The organism is Mitsuaria sp. CC2, assembly GCF_048957715.1.
In the GTDB taxonomy this organism is placed as follows: domain Bacteria; phylum Pseudomonadota; class Gammaproteobacteria; order Burkholderiales; family Burkholderiaceae_C; genus Roseateles.
The window spans coordinates 54,058-75,364 of sequence record NZ_JARVXN010000041.1; the positions used below are offsets into that span (position 1 = coordinate 54,058).

Annotated in this window: 4 protein-coding genes; all 4 read right to left on the reverse strand. The window is 66.5% G+C overall.

Annotated features, from left to right (window positions below; all coding sequences use genetic code 11):
* Positions 1-5 precede the first annotated feature (5 nt).
* Positions 6-4,469 carry a hemagglutinin repeat-containing protein gene (locus tag PV762_RS25945; RefSeq protein ID WP_421037889.1) on the reverse strand — a complete coding sequence of 1,488 codons (4,464 nt, stop codon included), beginning with the start codon at positions 4,467-4,469 and terminating at the stop codon, positions 6-8.
* 68 nt (positions 4,470-4,537) lie between these two features.
* Positions 4,538-5,386 (reverse strand): hypothetical protein, encoded by an 849-nt coding sequence (locus PV762_RS25950; protein ID WP_421037890.1) that lies wholly within the window; start codon positions 5,384-5,386, stop codon positions 4,538-4,540.
* A gap of 226 nt (positions 5,387-5,612) precedes the next feature.
* On the reverse strand, positions 5,613-6,218 hold the full coding sequence (locus tag PV762_RS25955; RefSeq protein ID WP_421037891.1) for a hypothetical protein: 606 nt from the start codon (positions 6,216-6,218) through the stop codon (positions 5,613-5,615).
* The gene (locus PV762_RS25960) at positions 6,215-21,304 is read right to left on the reverse strand and encodes a hemagglutinin repeat-containing protein (RefSeq protein WP_421037892.1); all 15,090 of its coding nucleotides are present in this window, start codon (positions 21,302-21,304) and stop codon (positions 6,215-6,217) included. The genes PV762_RS25955 and PV762_RS25960 overlap by 4 nt, the downstream gene beginning before the upstream one ends.
* Positions 21,305-21,307 lie beyond the last annotated feature (3 nt).

Here is a 21,307-nt window from a genome sequence, read left to right on the forward strand (position 1 = left end):
TTTCCTTACTTCTTTTGCTTCGGAGCGGACTCTGGGGCTGGAGCAGGGACAGGAGTATAAACAGCCCCCCCGGCTCCAGACATGCCCGTAAGCGGGTTAGAGATAAGCGACGAGCCATTCGACGGTGTCGTCGGAGCTATTTTAGATGGCTTGAATGCAATATCACTATTGTCAAAGATCTTAACCGTTATGTTCGGGTAACGTTCCATAAATTTCTCTGCAGCGTTTGAGCAACTACTGCACGCAACGCGTTCGGTGACGATGGTGATCGTTCCTTTTGCCGAATAATTAGCCCCCAGTATAGCCGCAACATTATCAAGAATCTTATATTCCGAATCTGTATTTCTGGAAAGCATGCCGCCCTGCACGTTGGGAACGGAGGAATACGGGAGAGAATCATCCGCCCGCCCCACAACCTGCCCAATGGTTTCGCTGATTCGACTACTTGCAACCATGCGAGACTGGACACCCGGAATATCAATGTTTGCCGCAGCAACATTTCCCGAGCGTCGAAGATCGCTTGTCGAGAATGTCAACCTCGCATCCTTGATAGCTTGGATAAGACCAACACGTTCGAGCGTTTCGCCGACGGCTGCCTTTGTAAGAGCGCCTGGCGCGTTGACAATCAGATCAACGAGAGCCGAGCCATCTTTACCCAACTTTGTAGCAGCACCGCGAACCACTTCTTCTTTTGTTATGGAAGTTAGAAGTTGAAGAACTTGGAGATCGATCATCTGAACACTCGACGGATCGTCCTGGTACAGCACGCGCGCCTGTTGCAATCCTCGGATCGCGTCATCAAAAGCCGTAAATTTCGCGGCACAGTTGGTACCGCAAGGCCCCGCCATACTCAACGCTTCGGTTACCTTAACTGACGCTTGTTCTGCAGGCTTGCCCATTCCAAATCGAGCCTGCTGCTCCGGAGTGAAGGAGCCATCGGCATTTCCGAGCAACTTGTAGTTTGAGCGCTCTGCGGCGGTCGAAACAAAATCAGTCCGATCGGCCCGTTCGGCAATGAATTGTTTCGCGTAGGGATCGCTTATTCCACCCTGCAAAGCGGCATTGTCGACCATTGCATATCCGGCCGAGAGCAGTCGCTGATACGCATCTTCGGGCGAAACAGATTCGCCGGTCTTTTCCCTGATGTATTTTTGATAAGCCGACACTTGTCCTTTTATCCAATCGCGTTCGGACTGGTGGAGCTGCCGGTTGTTGTAGTCCTGATTGATCGCAGCCACCCCGCCGTCAACACCCACCGCAGATCCGACGGCCCCGACAACAAGTCCAGTAGCCAGTTTCGCAAGGCCGTCGGCGAATCCAGCGGCACCGCTGCCGTCGGCATCGCTGACGCCGACGGTCACCAATTTGTTCTTGATCGCGCTCTGTAGATCATTGATCGCCGGCGCGGCCATGGAACTGGCTGCTGCCCCGAGCGCGCCCGACAGGTCACCTGTCAGCCCCCCGACCACCGCATGCAAGGCCGCCCTTGCCGCCCCACCCTCTTTCCACGCGTCGTAGTCCGCATTCACCTGCGGGTCATTGAGCGTCGTTCGAGCGACGTCGACGGTGTATCCGCTCTTCTCCATCTGCGCGAGCCGCTGGCTTTGCTCTGCATTCAAGATGTCTTCGGACCCCTTCAAGGCGAGATAAAGCTCCGCGTCGTCGTGTGCCTTTGTCTTCGTGGCAGCAAAGTCGGCCACCTCCTTCGCCGCCTGCGCCCCAAACTCCGCGACGATCTGCGCATTCACCTTCGCCTGCTGCGCCAGTTGCTGCCCGTCCCAACCCTGAGCCAGCTTGCCCGCCGTCGCATCGTTGGTCGCCCCGCGATCCAGCTTGTCGAGCGCGGCCTGGCTCGCCGCATCCCCGCTGGTGATCGTCGTGCTCCCCGCGCTGATCGTGCTGCGCGTCGTGCTACGGTCGTCGTCGCTGTCCTTGAACGCGCCAGCCATGCCGCCGCCCGTCCCCGCACTCACCATCACGGCGCTCGCCTTGAACTGGCTGCGGTTCTCGATATCGCTCGTCGTCAGCGTGCCGGTGCTCAGGCTGTTGTTGCCCGCATCGATCGCCGCCTGGCTGCTCGTGATCGCCCCACCCTTCAGGTCGGTGTTGCCCTTCACGTTCACCTGGAAGCCGCCATCGCCCGCGCGGATGCCCGCCTGCTCGCCAACCGCCGCGAAGTCCGCGGTGACCTTGGACTGGCTGAAGTTGCCGCTGGCGCTCGAGCCGTACCCGATGGTCACGCTGCCGCCGGCGCTCATGCTCTTGCTGTCGAACTTGGCCGTGTCCTGCAGGCTTTCGATCTTCAGATTGCCGCCAACATCGACGCTCACCTTCGGTCCGCTGACCACCGCGCCCTGCAGCGTTGCGTCGCCACCGGACTCCAGCTTCACCGAGCTGCCGCCCGTGACCTGCGTCGTCGTGAAGTAATTGTCCGTGCCGTCGGAATTGCCCTTGGACACACTGGCCGAAGCCGTGAAGCCCAGGCTGTTCTGCTTGCCCAGCGTGACGCCGATGCCCACCGACGCACTGGTGCTACTGTCCTTGCTGTGCTGCTCGCTGCTGTTGCCTGCGGCCATCAGGTTGATCGCGTTGTCCGCCTTGATCAACACGTCCTGGCCTGTCAGCGCACTGCCGCGCACCGTCACGTTGGAATCGGCGCCGCCGCCGCTCGCGATCAGGCTGAGGTTCTTGCCCGCAGAGATCGCGCTGCTCACGGCCTGGTCGGACTCGTTGTGCTGCGTGCTCTTGCTCTGCGAGCTGCCCACCGTCAGGCTGAGTCGGATGCCGGCGTTCTGGTTGGCCTCGTTCATCGCCTCGCCGAGCTTCTTGATCTCATCGACCGCCTGCATCGCCTTGGAGATCGCCGTCGCCGCCGCGAGCGCCTTCATGCGGTCATCCTGCGTCTGCGTGACGTGCTCGGCCGCCTTCGTCGCATCCATCGCGGTGCTGATCCCCGGCGCGCTCAGCGCCAGCGTCACACCGGCCTGCTTGAACTTCGTCTCGCTGTCCTGGGCGGACTTGTTGCGCGCCTCCTCGATCTCGATCGACTTGGCCTGGATCGTCACGTTGCCGCCCGGCGCCTGCACCTCCGAACCGATCTGCTTGTACTTGCCGCCCGCGAGGATGTCCACGTCGCCGTTGACGCTGCCCACCATCGAGCCCTGGTTGGTCTCCTGCGTGGACTTCGTCGCCTGCGACAGCTCCTGCTTGCCGATCGTCACGCCGATCCCGCCGCCGCTGAAGAGCCCCGACTTCACCGTCTTCTTGAACTGCTCGGTGTCCACGGAGTTCGTCACCCCGTCGATGGTGATGTCGCGATCCGCGATCAGCTTCGTGCCGTTGTCCGACACCGCCTGCGCCGCGGCCAGCGTGATGTCGCGGCCCGCCACGATGTTCACCGTGTCGCCCGACACCGTCGTGCCGATCGCCGTCGTCTCGTCGGTCTTGTTGTAGGTCGTGACCGTCTTCTTCTTGAACAGACTCTTCTTCGTCTTCTGCGTCATCTCCTCGACGACCGAGTTCGCCTCGCCCGCGAGCAGCTGCACGTCGCGACCCGCGCCCAGCGTCACCTCGCCCTGCGCGCTCGCGATCTGCGCCGCCGTGGCCGTCAGGTCCTGCCCCGCCTTGAGCACGATCGCGCCCTCGGCCTGCAGCGCCGTGCCCACGTCCTGGTGCTGACTCTCCTTCTTGTAGTTGTTGGCGTTCTTGATCTCGTCGCGCGAACTCGAGGTCTGCACCGTCGTCAGCGACAGATCGCGCCCGGCCTGGATCAGCACGCCGCCGTCCGCGCCTGCGCCGTCGGCCCCGCCCTGCGTGATCTGCACCGCCTGCATCGTGATGTCGCGATCGGCCTTCACCACCATGACGCCGCCCGCGCTCAGCGAAGCCACCTGATCCAGCACCGTCGCCGTCGTCGTCACGTTGCCGCGCTTGGTCCCGCCGCTGGCCGTGGTCGTCTCCATCACGATGTCGCGACCCGCCGTCAGGCTCATGTCGCCCGTGGCGCTCAATGAACCACCGATGTTGCGCAGGTCGTCCCGCGCCGTCAGCGCCAGCGTCGTGCCGCGCATGTCGCCCGTGTTGGCGATGTTCTGCGCGGTGATGTCTACCACGCCGCCACGCACGTCACCGCCATTGGTGAAATCGCCGCTCAGCGCCATCTCCACGCGGCCGCCCGCGATGAGCGAGCCGCTGGGCAGCAGGTCGCCCTCGCGCGGTACCAGGTACACCTGCGGCACCAGCACGCGCTGCGTCGTGCCGTCCGCCAGCGTCACCGTCTGCTCCACCAGCCACACCAGGTCGCTGGTGAGCTGCGACATCTGCTCCGCCGTCAGCGCAACACCTGGCACCAGCTGGTGCTCCTTGGCGAAGGTCGCGCCGCGGGTCAGCAGCGCGCGGTACTGGGACTCGTCGTCCGCGTAGCCCGACAGGTAGCCCGTGCCGGTCAGCTGGCCGATCTGCTCGCGCACCAGGCGCTATCGAATTCCGCTATGCCTGTTGACTCACCAAGTATTCCTGGAGGCCAGCCACGCTCAAGTTACGCACCAGTTTTAGTGATTGCTTCGAACACCATGGGCCAAGTTTGAAAGGCGTCCTCGCTGGAGCAAATCCGTTGCCGAATCAACGCCACCTCCACCCGATAGCAATGTTCAGGCCACGCAGCATCGACATTGAATGTTTTTCCATTGCTGGGAATTATGAGCTCTTCAAGATATTCCTCAACGTGGTCAAAATCGCTCTTTACCTTGCCATCTAAACCTTCACGGCGCCCAAGCCTCAAAAGAACTGACAACAATTCAAAGTGCTTAGGAAGCGCTCCGAATTTGCGTTTCACGAACAGCATTTCGCGCGCCGCATCCCATTCACCGCAAATCATCAATAAGCGAACGGCATACAGATATCGCGCCTGGATTACGTCATCATTCCACGCTCGCCCTTTTGAGAGCAAAGCCGATTGAGATATTTCCAACGCGCTCTTCTTGAGGTCGGCTTCATCAATGGACGCACCCTCCAGCACTGCCGACGCGAAGGCGTTAACCGCTCTTACCTCCCCACGATTTCCAGGAAAAGTCGGGACATTCATCCATCCCCTCGATCGATTTTCGGGGGGAATGGCAAAGCGTTCATCACGAAGAGCCCTGGACGAAGTTTCAAAAGCCCAAGTCAAGTACTTTCGGGCAAGCGGACTGCGCCAATCCCAAAGACAAATATAGAGCGCATAGCCCAAATATCGCTGACAAGGCCCCTCCGGTGAACTCAACTGGTCCCAGATGGCGAAGGGCGCACCGCGCGCCTCCAACGCATCTATTGCATCAGCTATACCTCCTTGCCAATGAATGTCTCGCTGGATCTTTTCATCCCAGGGGTGACAAATATAGCTAGTCACTCAACCATTTCCTAACATGGGAATACATGGCGATTACTCTTCCAATTCTTGCCAAAAGTAGAATTTGGCTCACCCGCCGCAGTCCACGTCTGCCCCATCAGCCGCCGCTTCTGCCGCGCTCAAAAAGGGGCACGGCACTTTGCTGCGGCAGTTTATGGTCTCGGCGAGCCATTGGTCTGCAAAAAACTGCCCACACTCTTGCAGCATCGCAGCGATCCAGATTAGTTCAATCCCCACCATGCCTTGCTAACTCGTGTGCGACGAAGTCAGGATCCACTTGCTTCAGTACCGAGATCGCGTCTTCAACCTTCCAATGATGAAATTCGCGATTCTTTAATATTTCATGCAGGTAATTCCTGACATCCGGGAGCAGTTCGATCAATTTTGCATGCAGCAGCAAGAATTGAAGTGGCACCTCAAATTGAAGGACGGACGCATATTCAATCAACCGCCTCAAGGTTAGAACAAGCTCAGTCCTCAATTCTTCATTTATATTTGCGTCCAGAGATTTCGCCCAGAAACTCTCCAGTGCCATGAAAATTCTTGTATAGGTCTCATCGTATAAGCGAAGCCTATGGGGGAACCACTCAAGGTCCTTCCCTTTGCTAATCTCCACGAACAAACGCAAGAACTCGAATCCCGACTTTTCACCCCAGCTCGCCAGAAGCAGTCCTGCGCGTAGTCGAACGTACTCATCTTCGGCTACCAATAAATGTTCAAGCCGCGGAATTCGCTCACGCGGAATATCATCAAAATCCAGTTCGGCAGGTTCGTCCGTATAGTCAACACCGGCCGGAATTCGCTCCAGAAGGTCTTTTTCGTCTGAAATCATGGCTTCTTGGGAGGTTGAGAAAGGGGTTTAGGTACGACTGGCGCTATCGGCGCAACAAAATATCCACCCGGCACGCAGCCCTTGATCAGGCATTCCGAGTCGCGCACCGCATTCTGCAGATCCGATTGCGCGCGATTCAAACGTACAAGATTGTCATTCGTGGGGCTTTTATCATATTTCATCTGAGCTGCATCGATTTTCAATTGCAAATCGCGCTGCACGACCTGGGGCGCGAGGATCTGCGTCTGATCCATCGATATTAGGCCGGAGTTCAAATCCCGCTGCATCTCCCGAGTATCGATTGTAATCTTTTGCCCACCGTAGTTCTTAGCAGACTCAGCCCCGGACGCATCAGTCGTTGAAATATAGGGAGTTTGGTTTGGATTACTACCCCGCACGTGTGTTTGGACACTTCCACTTCCGTCGGGATTTGCAGCAACCAAGTTTCCATCCTTGTCGATAGAGGCCTTCGGATTGCCCTTCAAGTTGACTGATGAATAGAAATCATAGTCCTGACGGATCACCTTCTCTGGAACCTGGATGGGTGCCGGAGTATTTATATATTGCTGTGCATCGTCCACCCGACTGTTGAGCTCGACCTTGACGCGCTGGAGCACCGCTGCCTGCTCCTGAGCAATCCTATCGGCAGCTTTAAGTTCATTGATGGTATTGCGCGTTGTATTCGCAAGGGCACTGCCCCCAGTAATTCCCGACGCCACCCCGACTGCGAAGTTCCCCTGCTGCTTGTTATTGGCTCCAGCGCCGACTCGATCCAGCATATCCATTCGGCCACTCGCCAAGTCGGACCAAATTGAGCTGCGAACCCAATCCGCGGCTTGATCCAATTTCTGGCCGGCTGGAATTTCATCAATTGCCTCCGACGCCGACCGCATATCAGAAAACTGCGCTTTGTACGCGGCAATCAATATTTCGGCGGAATAAGGTCCCGACTTGGACTTTTGAACCGCCCATGCTGAAATCTCAGTATCGGACGGAAGGAAACTCTTCACCGCCGCATCCGCCTTCGCGCGCAGTTGCACGCAAGCTGCGCTCCCCTGACCCAAGCAACTCCGCAACTGAGCATTCGTTCGAAGGTCTTCATTGATCAGTTCCTGCCTCTCGGCCGCTTCCGCACTAGTCAACTTGCCAGACTTCTTCTTTTCCTCCAATTCGCGTAACCGAGACGCCTGGGCATGGTTAAGGAAGTTGTTCTCCGTGGCATTGAACGCAGTCATTGCGCCGCTGCCCCCACCCGCAACGCCACCGATCGCACTTGATGCCCCTGCGATCAACACGTTGGCCAAACCTGCCGGGATGTCCAAAGCGCGGATGTCTTCGCCGAGTTTCGCCACTACAGATTGACTTGCCAGCGCTCCTGCCGCCCCACCGACGCCTCCAGACATGGCGCCCACGATTCCGTGCAGCGCCACTCTCGAAGAGCCTCCCTCTTTCCATGCTTCGTAGTCAGCAATGACGTTCGCGTCCGCGAGAGTGGCATTCGCATTGGTGACGCTGAAGCCTCCCTTCGTCTCCATCTCCACCAGACGCTTCTTTTCGTCGTCCGACAGGGTCGACTCGGAGTTCTTCAGCGCGAGATACAACTCTGCGTCGTCATGCGCCTTCGTCTTGGAGGCCGCATAGTCCCCGACCTCCTTCGCCGCCTGCGCCCCGAACTCCGCCACGATCTGCGCGTTGAGCTTCGCCTGCTGTGCCAGCTCCTGCCCGTTCCAGCCCTGCGCCAGCTTGCCCGCCGTCGCATCGTTGGTCGCGCCGCGGTCCAGCTTCTCCAGCGCGGCCTGGCTCGCCGCATCCCCGCTGGTGATCGTCGTGCTCCCCGCGCTGATCGTGCTGCGCGTCGTGCTGCGGTCGTCGTCGCTGTCCTTGAACGCGCCGGCCATGCCGCCACCCGTTCCCGCGCTCACCATCACGGCGCTCGCTTTGAACTGGCTGCGGTTCTCGATATCGCTCGTCGTCAGCGTGCCGGTGCTCAGGCTGTTGTTGCCCGCATCGATCGCCGCCTGGCTGCTCGTGATCGCCCCACCCTTCAGGTCGGTGTTGCCCTTCACGTTCACCTGGAAGCCGCCATCGCCCGCGCGGATGCCCGCCTGCTCGCCAACCGCCGCGAAGTCCGCGGTGACCTTGGACTGGCTGAAGTTGCCGCTGGCGCTCGAGCCGTACCCGATGGTCACGCTGCCGCCGGCGCTCATGCTCTTGCTGTCGAACTTGGCCGTGTCCTGCAGGCTTTCGATCTTCAGATTGCCGCCAACATCGACGCTCACCTTCGGTCCGCTGACCACCGCGCCCTGCAGCGTTGCGTCGCCACCGGACTCCAGCTTCACCGAGCTGCCGCCCGTGACCTGCGTCGTCGTGAAGTAATTGTCCGTGCCGTCGGAATTGCCCTTGGACACACTGGCCGAAGCCGTGAAGCCCAGGCTGTTCTGCTTGCCCAGCGTGACGCCGATGCCCACCGACGCACTGGTGCTACTGTCCTTGCTGTGCTGCTCGCTGCTGTTGCCTGCGGCCATCAGGTTGATCGCGTTGTCCGCCTTGATCAACACGTCCTGGCCTGTCAGCGCACTGCCGCGCACCGTCACGTTGGAATCGGCGCCGCCGCCGCTCGCGATCAGGCTGAGGTTCTTGCCCGCAGAGATCGCGCTGCTCACGGCCTGGTCGGACTCGTTGTGCTGCGTGCTCTTGCTCTGCGAGCTGCCCACCGTCAGGCTGAGTCGGATGCCGGCGTTCTGGTTGGCCTCGTTCATCGCCTCGCCGAGCTTCTTGATCTCATCGACCGCCTGCATCGCCTTGGAGATCGCCGTCGCCGCCGCGAGCGCCTTCATGCGGTCATCCTGCGTCTGCGTGACGTGCTCGGCCGCCTTCGTCGCATCCATCGCGGTGCTGATCCCCGGCGCGCTCAGCGCCAGCGTCACACCGGCCTGCTTGAACTTCGTCTCGCTGTCCTGGGCGGACTTGTTGCGCGCCTCCTCGATCTCGATCGACTTGGCCTGGATCGTCACGTTGCCGCCCGGCGCCTGCACCTCCGAACCGATCTGCTTGTACTTGCCGCCCGCGAGGATGTCCACGTCGCCGTTGACGCTGCCCACCATCGAGCCCTGGTTGGTCTCCTGCGTGGACTTCGTCGCCTGCGACAGCTCCTGCTTGCCGATCGTCACGCCGATCCCGCCGCCGCTGAAGAGCCCCGACTTCACCGTCTTCTTGAACTGCTCGGTGTCCACGGAGTTCGTCACCCCGTCGATGGTGATGTCGCGATCCGCGATCAGCTTCGTGCCGTTGTCCGACACCGCCTGCGCCGCGGCCAGCGTGATGTCGCGGCCCGCCACGATGTTCACCGTGTCGCCCGACACCGTCGTGCCGATCGCCGTCGTCTCGTCGGTCTTGTTGTAGGTCGTGACCGTCTTCTTCTTGAACAGACTCTTCTTCGTCTTCTGCGTCATCTCCTCGACGACCGAGTTCGCCTCGCCCGCGAGCAGCTGCACGTCGCGACCCGCGCCCAGCGTCACCTCGCCCTGCGCGCTCGCGATCTGCGCCGCCGTGGCCGTCAGGTCCTGCCCCGCCTTGAGCACGATCGCGCCCTCGGCCTGCAGCGCCGTGCCCACGTCCTGGTGCTGACTCTCCTTCTTGTAGTTGTTGGCGTTCTTGATCTCGTCGCGCGAACTCGAGGTCTGCACCGTCGTCAGCGACAGATCGCGCCCGGCCTGGATCAGCACGCCGCCGTCCGCGCCTGCGCCGTCGGCCCCGCCCTGCGTGATCTGCACCGCCTGCATCGTGATGTCGCGATCGGCCTTCACCACCATGACGCCGCCCGCGCTCAGCGAAGCCACCTGATCCAGCACCGTCGCCGTCGTCGTCACGTTGCCGCGCTTGGTCCCGCCGCTGGCCGTGGTCGTCTCCATCACGATGTCGCGACCCGCCGTCAGGCTCATGTCGCCCGTGGCGCTCAATGAACCACCGATGTTGCGCAGGTCGTCCCGCGCCGTCAGCGCCAGCGTCGTGCCGCGCATGTCGCCCGTGTTGGCGATGTTCTGCGCGGTGATGTCTACCACGCCGCCACGCACGTCACCGCCATTGGTGAAATCGCCGCTCAGCGCCATCTCCACGCGGCCGCCCGCGATGAGCGAGCCGCTGGGCAGCAGGTCACCCTCGCGCGGCACCAGGTACACCTGCGGCACCAGCACGCGCTGCGTCGTGCCGTCCGCCAGCGTCACCGTCTGCTCCACCAGCCACACCAGGTCGCTGGTGAGCTGCGACATCTGCTCCGCCGTCAGCGCAACACCTGGCACCAGCTGGTGCTCCTTGGCGAAGGTCGCGCCGCGGGTCAGCAGCGCGCGGTACTGGGACTCGTCGTCCGCGTAGCCCGACAGGTAGCCCGTGCCGGTCAGCTGGCCGATCTGCTCGCGCACCAGGCGCTGCTCGTAGAAGCCGTCGCCCAGGCGCTTCTGTGTGACCGTCGGGTCCAGCGCCATCGCCTGCAGCAGGAAATCGCTGGACAGCCATTCCTTGTAGTTGGCGAAGCGCGGATCGGTCTCGATCAGGTACTTCGACGTCGGCTCCTTGTGCGTCTTGAACAGGCTATTGGAGGGCGGTGTCAGGTTGACCCGCACGCTCAGCGCCAGCGGCTTGCCGTTGAAGGTCGCGCCGGAACCGCTCAGCGTCACGCCCTGCGACGCGCCCGGACGCTGCGACGACGAGGCCGACGACGCGAGCACCTTGGTCGCCTGCGTCATCGCCTTGCCGTCGGCCTGCGCCGAGCCGTCCGCCTGCGCGGCCGCCGCAGCGCGCAGCGCCTGCGCCGCCGCGGAGCGGCCGGTCTGCGCGCCGCCCTGGATCGTGGACGACAAGTCGCCGCCCTGGATCGCGCCGAGCTGCTGGATCGATGTCACGGTGGCATTGAGGATCTGGACTTCGGCCGTGCCTGCGTTGCCGGCGCCGGTTCCGGCGTCGACCGCCTGCGCGAACACCTGGCCGCCGGTGCGCACCTGCGCGCCGCCCTGGGCGCCGGTCACCACCGCATTGCCGGCATTGACCTGTCGCATGACGCGACCGATCAGGCCGCTCAGGCCGGAGCCGCCGCCCGCAGTCGCGCGGGTGTCGCCTTGCGCGCCCTGCTGCGACGCACCGCCGCCCAGGCTCACGCCGCCGGCCTGCTGGCGGCCGTCCGCCCCTTGCGACGCCGGAATGAAGGACTGCGCCTGCGAAGGCAGCTGCAGCGTCACTGTCTGCGTCACGCCCTGCGCGTCGACCACCTGAACGTCGTGCTTGACGTTGGTCACCTTGCCGCCGGTGATGTCGACGCCGGTGTAACCGACCACGCGGCTCATGTCGTTCGTGATCGACGACGCCCCGAGCACCGTCAATTGACCGCCGACGATGATGTTCGCCGCCAACGACTGCGTGACCGAGGCCAGGCCTTCGCCGCCCTCGACCGTGTAGCCGACGACTCCCTCCGTCGGATGCGCGCGCGACCACTCGGCCACCGCATCGTTCGCCGTCTTGCCATTGAGCGGCACGTTGGCGTAGTAATACTGCACCATCCCCTGCGCCGACCGGTACTGGACCCGCGCATACGGCGCCGCCGCGCCCGGATTGGTCTTCCACGCTAGGTACGGATTCAGGTTGTCGATCGTTCCGGCTTGCAGCAGCAGGTCGCCGCGCGCCTCGATGTTGGCGCCGCTGTTGACCAGCGACGCGCCGATCAGGCTCATGTTGCCGCCGCTGCGGATGAAGGCCTTCGTGTCGAGGAAGCTCACGCCGTTCACCGTGCCGCCTGTCGGCTCCGTGCCGCCGCCACCGCCGCCGCCTTCTTCACGCGGCGAATCCTCGATGACGGCGTTCGCCGACATCATCCGCATCTGCTGGTTCTGGTGGTTGTCGCTGCCCGAGCCACCGCCACCGCCGCCTCCACCCGTTCCCCCCGTCCCGCCGGAGCCGGTGCCCGTCGTCTGCCCCGTGCTCACGCCCGCCAACACCGTCCGGTTCACGATCCCGCCGGTCATCTGGATCCCCAGCGCATGGCTGGCCTCGATGATCGAGTTCTCGTTGAGCAGGCTCGCCCCCGTCATCGTCAGCGTGCCGTCCGCAAAGATCAGCGCGCCGCCGGTGTTGGCGATGTCGCGCGTCATCGCCGCATCGATCGTGCGCCGGCCGGCGATCACCGCCGATACGCCGCCTTCCGCGCCGTTGGTGAGCTGGCCGCCGTCGATGACGATGTCGCCGCCGTAGATCCGGCCGGTGCCGACGTTGACGATCCGGTCCGCATTCAGCGCCACGCCGTCGCCGTCGATCAGGCCGCGGTTGGTGAGCTGCCCCGCCGCCGTCAGCAGCGTCAGCGTGCCGCTGAGCTCGCCGCTGGCGGCGTTGTCGATGTTGGCCGCCTGGATGGACAAGGCGCCGCCGCTGCGCAGCGTGCCCTGGTTGCCGAAGTTGCCCGAGACGCTCAGCGTCATGTCGCCGGCCGACTGGAACTGGCTGCCCGCGCTGTAGCTGAAGTCGCCCGCGAGCTTCACCGTCATGCCGGCGCCGCTGCTGATCTGCCCGCCGACACCGCCGGCGAGCTCGCGCAAGTTCAGCCCCATCGCGTCGCCCGACCAGATGCGGCCGCCAGCGTTGTTCAGCGACAGCGCCGAGGCCTGCGCGCCGTCCCCGATCGTCTGCGAGCCCGACGCGCCCAGCGCGCCGCTGGTGTTGTTCAGCGCCTGCGTGATCGTCAGCCCGAGGTTGCCGCTGGCCAGCACCTGGCCGCCGACGTTGTCGAGCTGCTGCGCCTGCAACGTGATGTTGCCGCCCTGGATGCCCACGCTGCCGCCGGCATTGCCGGTGTTGTCGATGCGGCCGGCCGAACTGAGCGTCAGCGTGCTGCCGCCATAGATCAGACCGCCCTGGTTGAGCACCTGCTGCGCGGAGGCGTTCAACGACTGACCACCGATCAGGCGACCGCCCTGGTTGTCCAGCGTGCTGCCGACCGTCAGGCCCAGCGCCGAGGCCGACAGCTCCGCCCGGTTGGTCAACTGGCTCACGCTCAGTTGCGCCGAGGTGCCGGCGCTGATGCCGGTCTCGTTGGTCAGCGCGCCGGCGGCGATCGTCATCGCGCCCACCGCGCGGATGCCGGTCGGCGTCGAGACCGCGGCGTCGCGCGTGTTGTTCAGCGCCGCGCCGTGCGTCTGCACCGACAGCCCGCCGCCCGATTGCAGCAGGCCGCCGCGGTTCTTCAGCGTGCCGCTGTCCGTCGTCAGCGATTGCGAGGCGAGCAGCCGCCCGCCAGCGTTGTCCAGCGTCTGGCCGCGCGTGTCGACCACGACCGTCGCGCCCGAGACCTCACCCTGGCGGTTGGTCAGCGAGGTCGACAGCAGGTCCACCGTCTGCGCCGCCTGGATCGCCCCTTGCGTGTTGTCGAGCGCCCCCAGCGCGCGCACGGTCACGCCGCCCTGCAGGCTGGCGATGCGGCCCGCCTGGTTGGCGACGGACGCTGCGGTCAGCGACATCCCCTGCTGCGACAGCAGGCTGCCGCCGCCGTTCAGCAGATTCCCGCCCGTGGTCAGCGTCAGCGCGCCGTCGCTGCCAGCCCAGCCGCCGCGGTTGTCCACGGTGCCGGCGTTCAGCGTCATCGTCGAGCCGCTGCGCAGCCGGCCGCCCTGGTTGTCCAGGGTGCCGGCGATCGTCGCTTGCAGCGTCGAGTCGCTCTGCAGCAGGCCGTTGCCGTTGTTCGCGAGACTGGCCGCGCGCACGTCGAGCGCCCCCGCGCTGGCGAGCGTGCCGCCGGTGTTGTCGAGGGCGCCGTCGATGGTGACCTGCGCCGCGCCCGTGCTCACCAGGTTGCCGCCGCGGTGGTCGAGGCTGCTGCCCGTCACCGTCACGCCCGCGCCCTGCGTCTGCGCGTCCGTCAGCGTCACCGCACCGCTCGCGCCGATCGTCAGCGCGCCGTTGCTGAGGATCTGACCGGACGTGCCGTTCAGCGTTCCAATCGACAGCGTCAGCGGGCCGCTGCCCGCCTGCACCAGCGAGCCCCGCACGTTGTCGATCGCCTGCGCCTGCAGACGCAGCAGCGTGCCGCTGGACTGGATGCGTCCATCGGTGTTGAGGATCTGGCCGCCGATCGTGGCCGTCAGTTGGCCGGTCGCGCCGAGCTGCGTGAGCGAACCGCCGACATTGCGCCAGTCGCTCGCCGTCAGGCCGACGTTCGCGCCGCTCAGCGTCGCGCCGTCGGTCGACAGCAGGCCCGCGCTCGCCAGCATCAGGTTGCCGGCGCTGGCGAGCGCCGCGCGGTCCAGCCGCAGCGGGCCGCCGGTCGAGGTCAGCGAGGCGGACGCCGCCTGCACGCGGCTATCCTGGAGCTGCAGGTCATGCCGGCTGAGCGTCAGGCCGCCAGCGGCCATCAGAGCGCCGCTCGCTTGCATCGTGCCGGTCGTGCGGACCGTGAGGTCGCCTTGGGCCGCCAGCGTGTTGTCCGGACGGAGACCCGCGGCGAGCGTCCCGTTGCCCGACAGCGACGCCGCATCGATCGTCACCGCGCCCTGCGCGGCGATCGATCCGGTGTTCGCCAGCGCGTTGCCGACGTTCAGGACGGCATTGCCCTGCGCGTAGACCGCGCCGCTGCCGGTCATGTCGCCAATGACGGTCAGGCGCGTGTCCGCGCCGGACTGGATAGCGCCAGCGTTGTTCAGCTGGCTCGCGCCGACGGTCAGCGCGCGCTGCGCATTGATCAGGCCTTGCGCGCCGTTGGTCAGCGCGCCGGTGGTCAGATTGACGTCGCGAGCACCGATCTGGCCGCCCGTGTTGTCCAGCGATCCGGCCTGCCCCACCAGGTCGCGCGTGGCGACGATCGCGCCGCCCGTGTTGTCCAGCGCGCCCGTGACGCGCAGTTGCGCGTCGCCGCCGCTCAGCAACTGGCCGCCTTGGTGGCGCAGGCTGCCGGCCTCGATCACGACCTGTCCGCCTTGCGTCTTCGCCTGGCTGAGGTCGACCGCGCCGGTCACCGCGAGCGTCACCGACTGCGCGCCGAGGATCTCGCCACCGACGCCGCTCAGCGAGGTCGCATCGATGCGCAGACCCTCGCCCCCCGCGTGAACGACGCGCCCCTGGGTGTTGTTCACCGCGCCGGCCGAGATCGCCAACGTGCGACCGGCCGAAGCGATCTCGCCGCGCGTGTTGTCGAGCGCGCCTTGCAGCGTCGCGCTCAGGGTGGCGCCCTGTCCGCCCTGGCCGGTCTGCGTCACCGTGCCGTCGACGTTGGACCAGCGCTGCGCCGCGATGGCGATGCTGTTTCCCGAGACAGCCGCCGCGCCGGTGTCGAGCGCGCCGGTGCTGCCCAACGTCAGCGCGCCGGCGGAAGCTACGGTCGCGCGGTTCAATTGAAGGGCACCCGCCGTGGCCGTCAAGCCGACGGTCTGTGCCTGGAGCTTCGCGTCCTGCAATTGCAGGGTGGCGCCGCGCAGGGACATCGCGCCTGCCGCCAGCGTCTGGCCGCTCTGCTGCAGCGCACCGGTCGCGCGCAATGTCAGGTCGCCCTGCGCGCCCAGCGTGTTATCCGGATTCAGCCCGGCAATGAAGCCGCCGCTGCTGGCGATGCTGTCCGCCTGCACCGCCAGCGCGCCCTGCGACGCCAGCATGCCGGTGTTGCCGAGCACGTCGCCCGTCGTGATCGTCAGCGGGCCGCGCGCGTACGCGGTGCCGGTGTTGGAGAACGCGTCGTGGACGGTCAGGTCCATCGCCGCCTGCGACTGCAGGCTGCCGGCGTTGTCGAGCCGGTCCGCGGCGATGGTCATCGCCTGCGTCGAGGCGATCAGGCCCTGCGCGCCGTTGATCAGCGCGCCCGACGTCGACAGATCCACCGTCCGGCCGCCGATCTGGCCGGCGGTGTTGGCGAGGTAGGCCACGTTGATGCGCAGGTCCTCGGCAATCTGGATCACGCCGCGGGTGTTGTCGACCGCGCCGGCCGCCGTCAGCGTCGCGCCGGTCTCGCTGACGAGCTGGCCGTCACGATGGCTCAGGCTGACCGCGGTCATGTCGACACGACGCGCCTGCGTGAGCGCGTCGTCGAGCGTCACCGTGCCGTCGGCGCGCAGCACCAGCGCGCCCTTGCCGAGGATCTCGCCACCGGTGCCGTCCAGGCGCGACACGGTCAGCGCCAGCGTGCCCGAAGCCGCGCCCGCCTGGACGATCGAGCCCGCGCGGTTGTCCAGCACGCCCGCAGCTATCGTCAGGTCGGCCGCGTTGCCCGCGATCGAGCCTCTCTGGTTGTCCAGCGTGCCGACGACCGAGACGGTCAGGGTTCCCGCCGACGCGGTCTGCGCGATGTCGCCGGCGACGTTGCGCCAGTCGGCCGCCGTCACGGCCACCGAGCCTGCGCTCAAGGCCGCGGACGAGGTGTCCAGCACGCCCGCCGTCGCGAGCATCAGGCGCTCGCCGCCCGACAGCGCCGCGCCTTCCAGGCGCAGGTCGCCGGCCAGGGCGTTCAGCGTGACGCGCTGCGCCTGGAACTTCCCGCCCTGCAGGGCCAGTTCGCCGCCGGTCAGCGTCATCGCGCCGCCCGCGAGCGCCGTACCGCCCTGACGCAGCTGTCCGGTCGCGGCCACCGTCAGGTCGCCGGTGGCGGCGACGGTGTTGTCGTCCTTCAGGCCCGCGGCCAGCGCGCCGCTGCTGGCGAACGTGGTCGCCTCGATGCCGAGCGAGCGTTGTGCCGCGATCGTGCCGGTGTTCGTCAGCGCGTCGGCGTGCAGTTGCATGTCGCCCGCGGCGCGTATGGTCCCGGCGTTGTCCAGCCGACCGCTGGTGCGCAGGTCGATGTCGCCGCCAGCCTGCAGCGTGCCGGCATTGCCGAGGCTGCCCACGTCGACCGACAGGCGCTGCTGCGCCGCGATCAGGCCGAGGCCGGCGTTGTCCACGCTGCCGCCGGTCAGCGTGACGTCGACGGCGCCGATCTGTCCGTTGCGATTGATCAGGGATCCGGCCGACGCGACCAGCGTACCGCCCGACTGGACCAGGCCGCCGGTGTTGTCGAGTTCGCCGCTGACCGTGAGTTGCGCCGACCGCTGGGCGATCAGCTTGGCATCGCGCGTGCTCAGGCTGCCCGCAGTGATGGACACGCGGTCCGCCTGCGTGAGCGCCTGCGCCCCGCCCAGATCGGCATGACCGCCGATGTCGAGCGTGAGACCACCCGCGCCGGCGATGGTGCCGCCGGCGCCGTTGAGCGTGGCGGCCTCCAGGCGCAGTTCGCCGTTGGCGCCGCCGGCATGGATCACCTCGCCGGACACGTTGTCGATGCGCTGCGCGCTCAGCGACAGCGCCGAACCGTTCCCCGCGATGCGGCCGCCGCTGTTGTCCAGCGTGCCGCCTACGGCCGCCGTCAGCCGGCCGGCCGCGCCGGTCTGGCCGATCTCGCCGCCGGCATTGCGCCAGTCCGCGGCCGACACGTTCACCGTGCCGCCGCTGAGCTGCGCGTTGTCCGTGATCAGCGAAGCGCCCGCGTTCAGATCGAGCCCGCCGGTCGCGACCATCGTCGCGCGGTCCAGGCGCAGATCGCCGCTTTGCGATCGCACGCTCAGGTTCGCTGCCTGCGTCTGGCTGCCCTGCAGCTGGAGATCGCCACCGTCGATGCGCGCAAGCCCTCCCGCCAGCGCCGTGCCTGCGTGCTTCAGCGCGCGCTCCGCCGTCAGCGTCAGGTCGCCCGCGCTGCCGATGGTGTTGTCCGCCCGTAGACCCGCGGCGAACGTGCCGATGCTGTCGACCGCGCCAGCGCGCACGACCAGCGCGTTGCCGGCCGCGAACGTGCCGGTGTGGGTCAGCGTGTCCGCCTCGATCATCGCCGCGCCGCCGGCGCGGATCAGGCCGCTGTTGACCAAGGTTCCCGCGCCGGTCACCGTCGCGTCGCCTTGCGCCTGCAGCGTGCCGGCGTTGCTCAGCGTGTCGGCACGGACCGCGAGGTGCCCCGACGCCGCGATCAGGCCTTTGCCGAGGTTGTCGAGCTGAGCGCTCGTCACCCCGACCTGACGACCGCTCAGTTCGCCGTCGCGGTTGTCGAGCTGACCGGCGTCGACGGTCAGATCACCCGCCGTCGTCACCGTGCCGCCCTGGTTGGCGAGCGACTCCGTGCGCAGGTTCAACGCGTCGCCGCCGCCGACGATCTTGCCGGCGGTGTTGTCGATGGCCTGCGCCGTCAGCGAGACCGTCTTCGCATTCGCCTGGATCAGGCCCTGGCGGTTGTCCAGCCGGCCGCTCAGCGCCACAGTCAGATCGCCGCTGCCGCTCAACGCGAGCTGGCCGCCGGCATGACGCCAGTCCTGCGCCTTCACCGACAGCGAGGTCGCGCCCAGCCGGGCGCCTTCGGTATTGAACTCGCCGGCGCTCTTCACGCTCAGCGCGTTGACCGCCTGGATCTGCGCGCCCGCGAGGTCGAGGCCCGCCGCGTCGAGGTGGGCGTCGACCGCCAGCACCTGACCGCGCAGCGTCATGTCCGAGCCGGCGGTCATCGACAGCGCACCTTGCGCGCCCAGGGCGCCCTGAACGCCGATATGGCCGTCGGTGCCGAGGCCGGCCGCGACCGTCGATCCGGCGCCGGTCTGCAGGCGCTGCGCCGCCGTGGCGCTCAGTTGACCTTGCGCCGCAAGCAGCCCGGCGACGCTCAGATCTCCCCCAGAGGACACAGCGACCTGCGCGCCATAGACGGATCCGCCCAGCGTCGCGCTGTCGCGTGCCGTCAGGGCCAGCGCGCCGCCCGCGCGCAGTTGTCCGTTCGAGACGATCGACGGGGCGGCGATGTCCAGGCTCCTGCCAACCGAGACGCTGGCCGACGCATCCTGTCGGAATTCGCCTTGCAGCGTCAGCGTCACGTCCTGGCCGCCGATCGCCGCGCCCTGGTCCTGGGCCAGCGAACGCGCCGACACGGTCACGCCGTCGCGCGCGGCGATGAAGCCGGCACCGTTGGTGATGTCGGCCTGACCCGCGATCGCGAGGCCGCCCGAGGCGGCCTGCAGTTCGCCGCGGTCGTTGCGCAGCTCGGTCCCGACCTGGATGGACAGACCGCTGTCGGCCGCGACGCGGGCGTCGCGGTTGTCAATGCGGTCCGCGCTCAAGGTCGCGGCGCCGGTCGTGCGCAGCGTCGCGTGCTGCTGGCTCAGCAGGCCGTCGGCCTGCAAGGCGATCGAACGCGCCTGCGCGTCCGCGCCGTTCAGCGTCAGCTGTGCGCCGCGGGCCGAAAGCGCCCCGTTCGACCACAGCGTCGCGCCGCTCAGGTCCAGCGAGCCGCCGTCCAGGCTCAGCGCGCCGATGCCGTACTGCTCCACGCTCGCGCCGACCGCGCTGAAGGCGTCCGCCGTGATCGCCAGCGACGCGCCGTTGCTGGCGATGCGCGCGGCGTCGGCGTTCATCGTGCCGTCGACCCGCATGCTCAACGCGTCCGTCCCGATCTGCAGCCATTCAGCCTGGCGCAGGTCCAGGTCATGCGCCGCAATCGACAACTTGCCGCCGGCCAGGCTCGCGGCGCGTGTGCTCAAGCTGCCGTCGGTCTTCAGGCTCAGCGTCCCCGTGGCCGACAGCTGCGCACCGTCGGCGGTCAGTGTCGGCGCGGTCGCCGCGATCGAGCCGCCCTGCACCTGCGCGCGGGTCAGATCGACAGACGCGGTGCCGGTCGCATCGACCGCGCCGGTGGCGATGAGCAGCGCGTCGCGTGCCGCGACGCTGCCGCCGCCCAGCGTGATCGCCGAGGCCTGCGCCTGCGCGCCACCGAGATCAACCGTTGGCGCCTGCACCGTCAGCCGGTCGGCGGCCAGCAGTTGGCCGGCCTGCGTCGCTGACTGCGACGCGCTCAGCGACAGCCCGCCGGCGCCTGCGACCACCGTGCCGTCCGAGGCGATGCCGGCCGCGGTGACGCTGCCGGCTTCACCGGTCAGTTGCGGCGCGCGGACATCCGCCGAGCCGCGCGACGCCAGCCAACCGGCGTTGCGCACGCCGGTATTCGACTGCACCGTCAACGCGGGCGTGACGTTGCTGGTCCCGGTGCCGGCGCCATTGGCATCCGCCTCCTGCGCATAGACGGTGCCGGTGTTGTCCAGCCAGCCGTCCGCGCGCAAGGTCAGTTGTCCGCCGACGACCTGGCCGGCCTGGCGCACGCCCAGGCCCGCCTCGGTCCCCACCAGCGTGATGCGCTGCGCGTAGATGCCGCCCAGCGCCGTGCTGTCCAGCGCGTAGCGCGGACGCTCGCCCGTCGGCGTCAGCGATTCGCCGCCGGCGACGCCGGCCTCGTCCACCGTCATCACCTGCGTGCCGGTCTGGATGCGGGCATCCTTGGCCCAGATCCCGGCGTTGATCTCGACGGCACGCGCGAGCAGCGCCGTGTAGTCCGTCTGCGAGCCGTCCAGGCCCTGGCCGTCGACGCGGATCAGCCCGCCCTGCACGCCGTAGCCGGCGATGCTGCCGTCGGCGTTGAAGCGCGGCGTGCCGGTCGTCAGCACCGCGGCGCTGGCGTTGATGAAGCCGGCGCCGTCAACCTGGATGCCGGACGGGTTGGCGATGACGACCTCGGCGCGCTGTCCGGCGACCTCGACGTAACCCTTCAGCTGGCTGGGCGCGCTGCTGTTGACCTCGTTGAGGATCACCCGCGCGGGGCCCTTGGCCAGCCACGGGTTGGCCTGCACGTAGCCGCCGATCTGCGTGCTCACGTCGCTGCGTGAGTTGTTCAGGATCACGCCGCGCTTGTCGACGTCGAACTGACTGTAGGTATTGCGCGAGACGCCGGCGGCGCTCGGCGTCTGGATGTTGACCTGCACCGTGCCGTTGGCGCTGTTGACCACCGTCGGCTGCTGGTTCTTCGGCGCGTTGGCATCGGCCTTGACCTGTGCGAGCGCGTCCGGTGCCAGCGTGATCGCCGCACCCATCGCGAAGGCCGCCGCCAGCGCGAGCAGCGTGGGCGGGCCGCGCGAGACCGTCGGGACGACGTCGGCGCTGCCCGGCGCGCGCGCGGCGGGTCCCGCGCTTTCCCCGTTGCTGCCGCCCTTGACGTGGCTCAGGGCGGTCTCGGCCACGGCCATCAGTTGGCCGCGTTGCTTGTTGAAGACGATTCGGTACTGAAGACGGTTCATCGC

What these genes read in the sequence shown, in the direction of transcription:
- PV762_RS25955 (WP_421037891.1), bottom strand. Translation starts at nt 6,218, where the DNA reads ATGATTTCAGACGAAAAAGACCTTCTGGAGCGAATTCCGGCCGGTGTT.
- PV762_RS25960 (WP_421037892.1), bottom strand. Translation starts at nt 21,304, where the DNA reads ATGAACCGTCTTCAGTACCGAATCGTCTTCAACAAGCAACGCGGCCAA.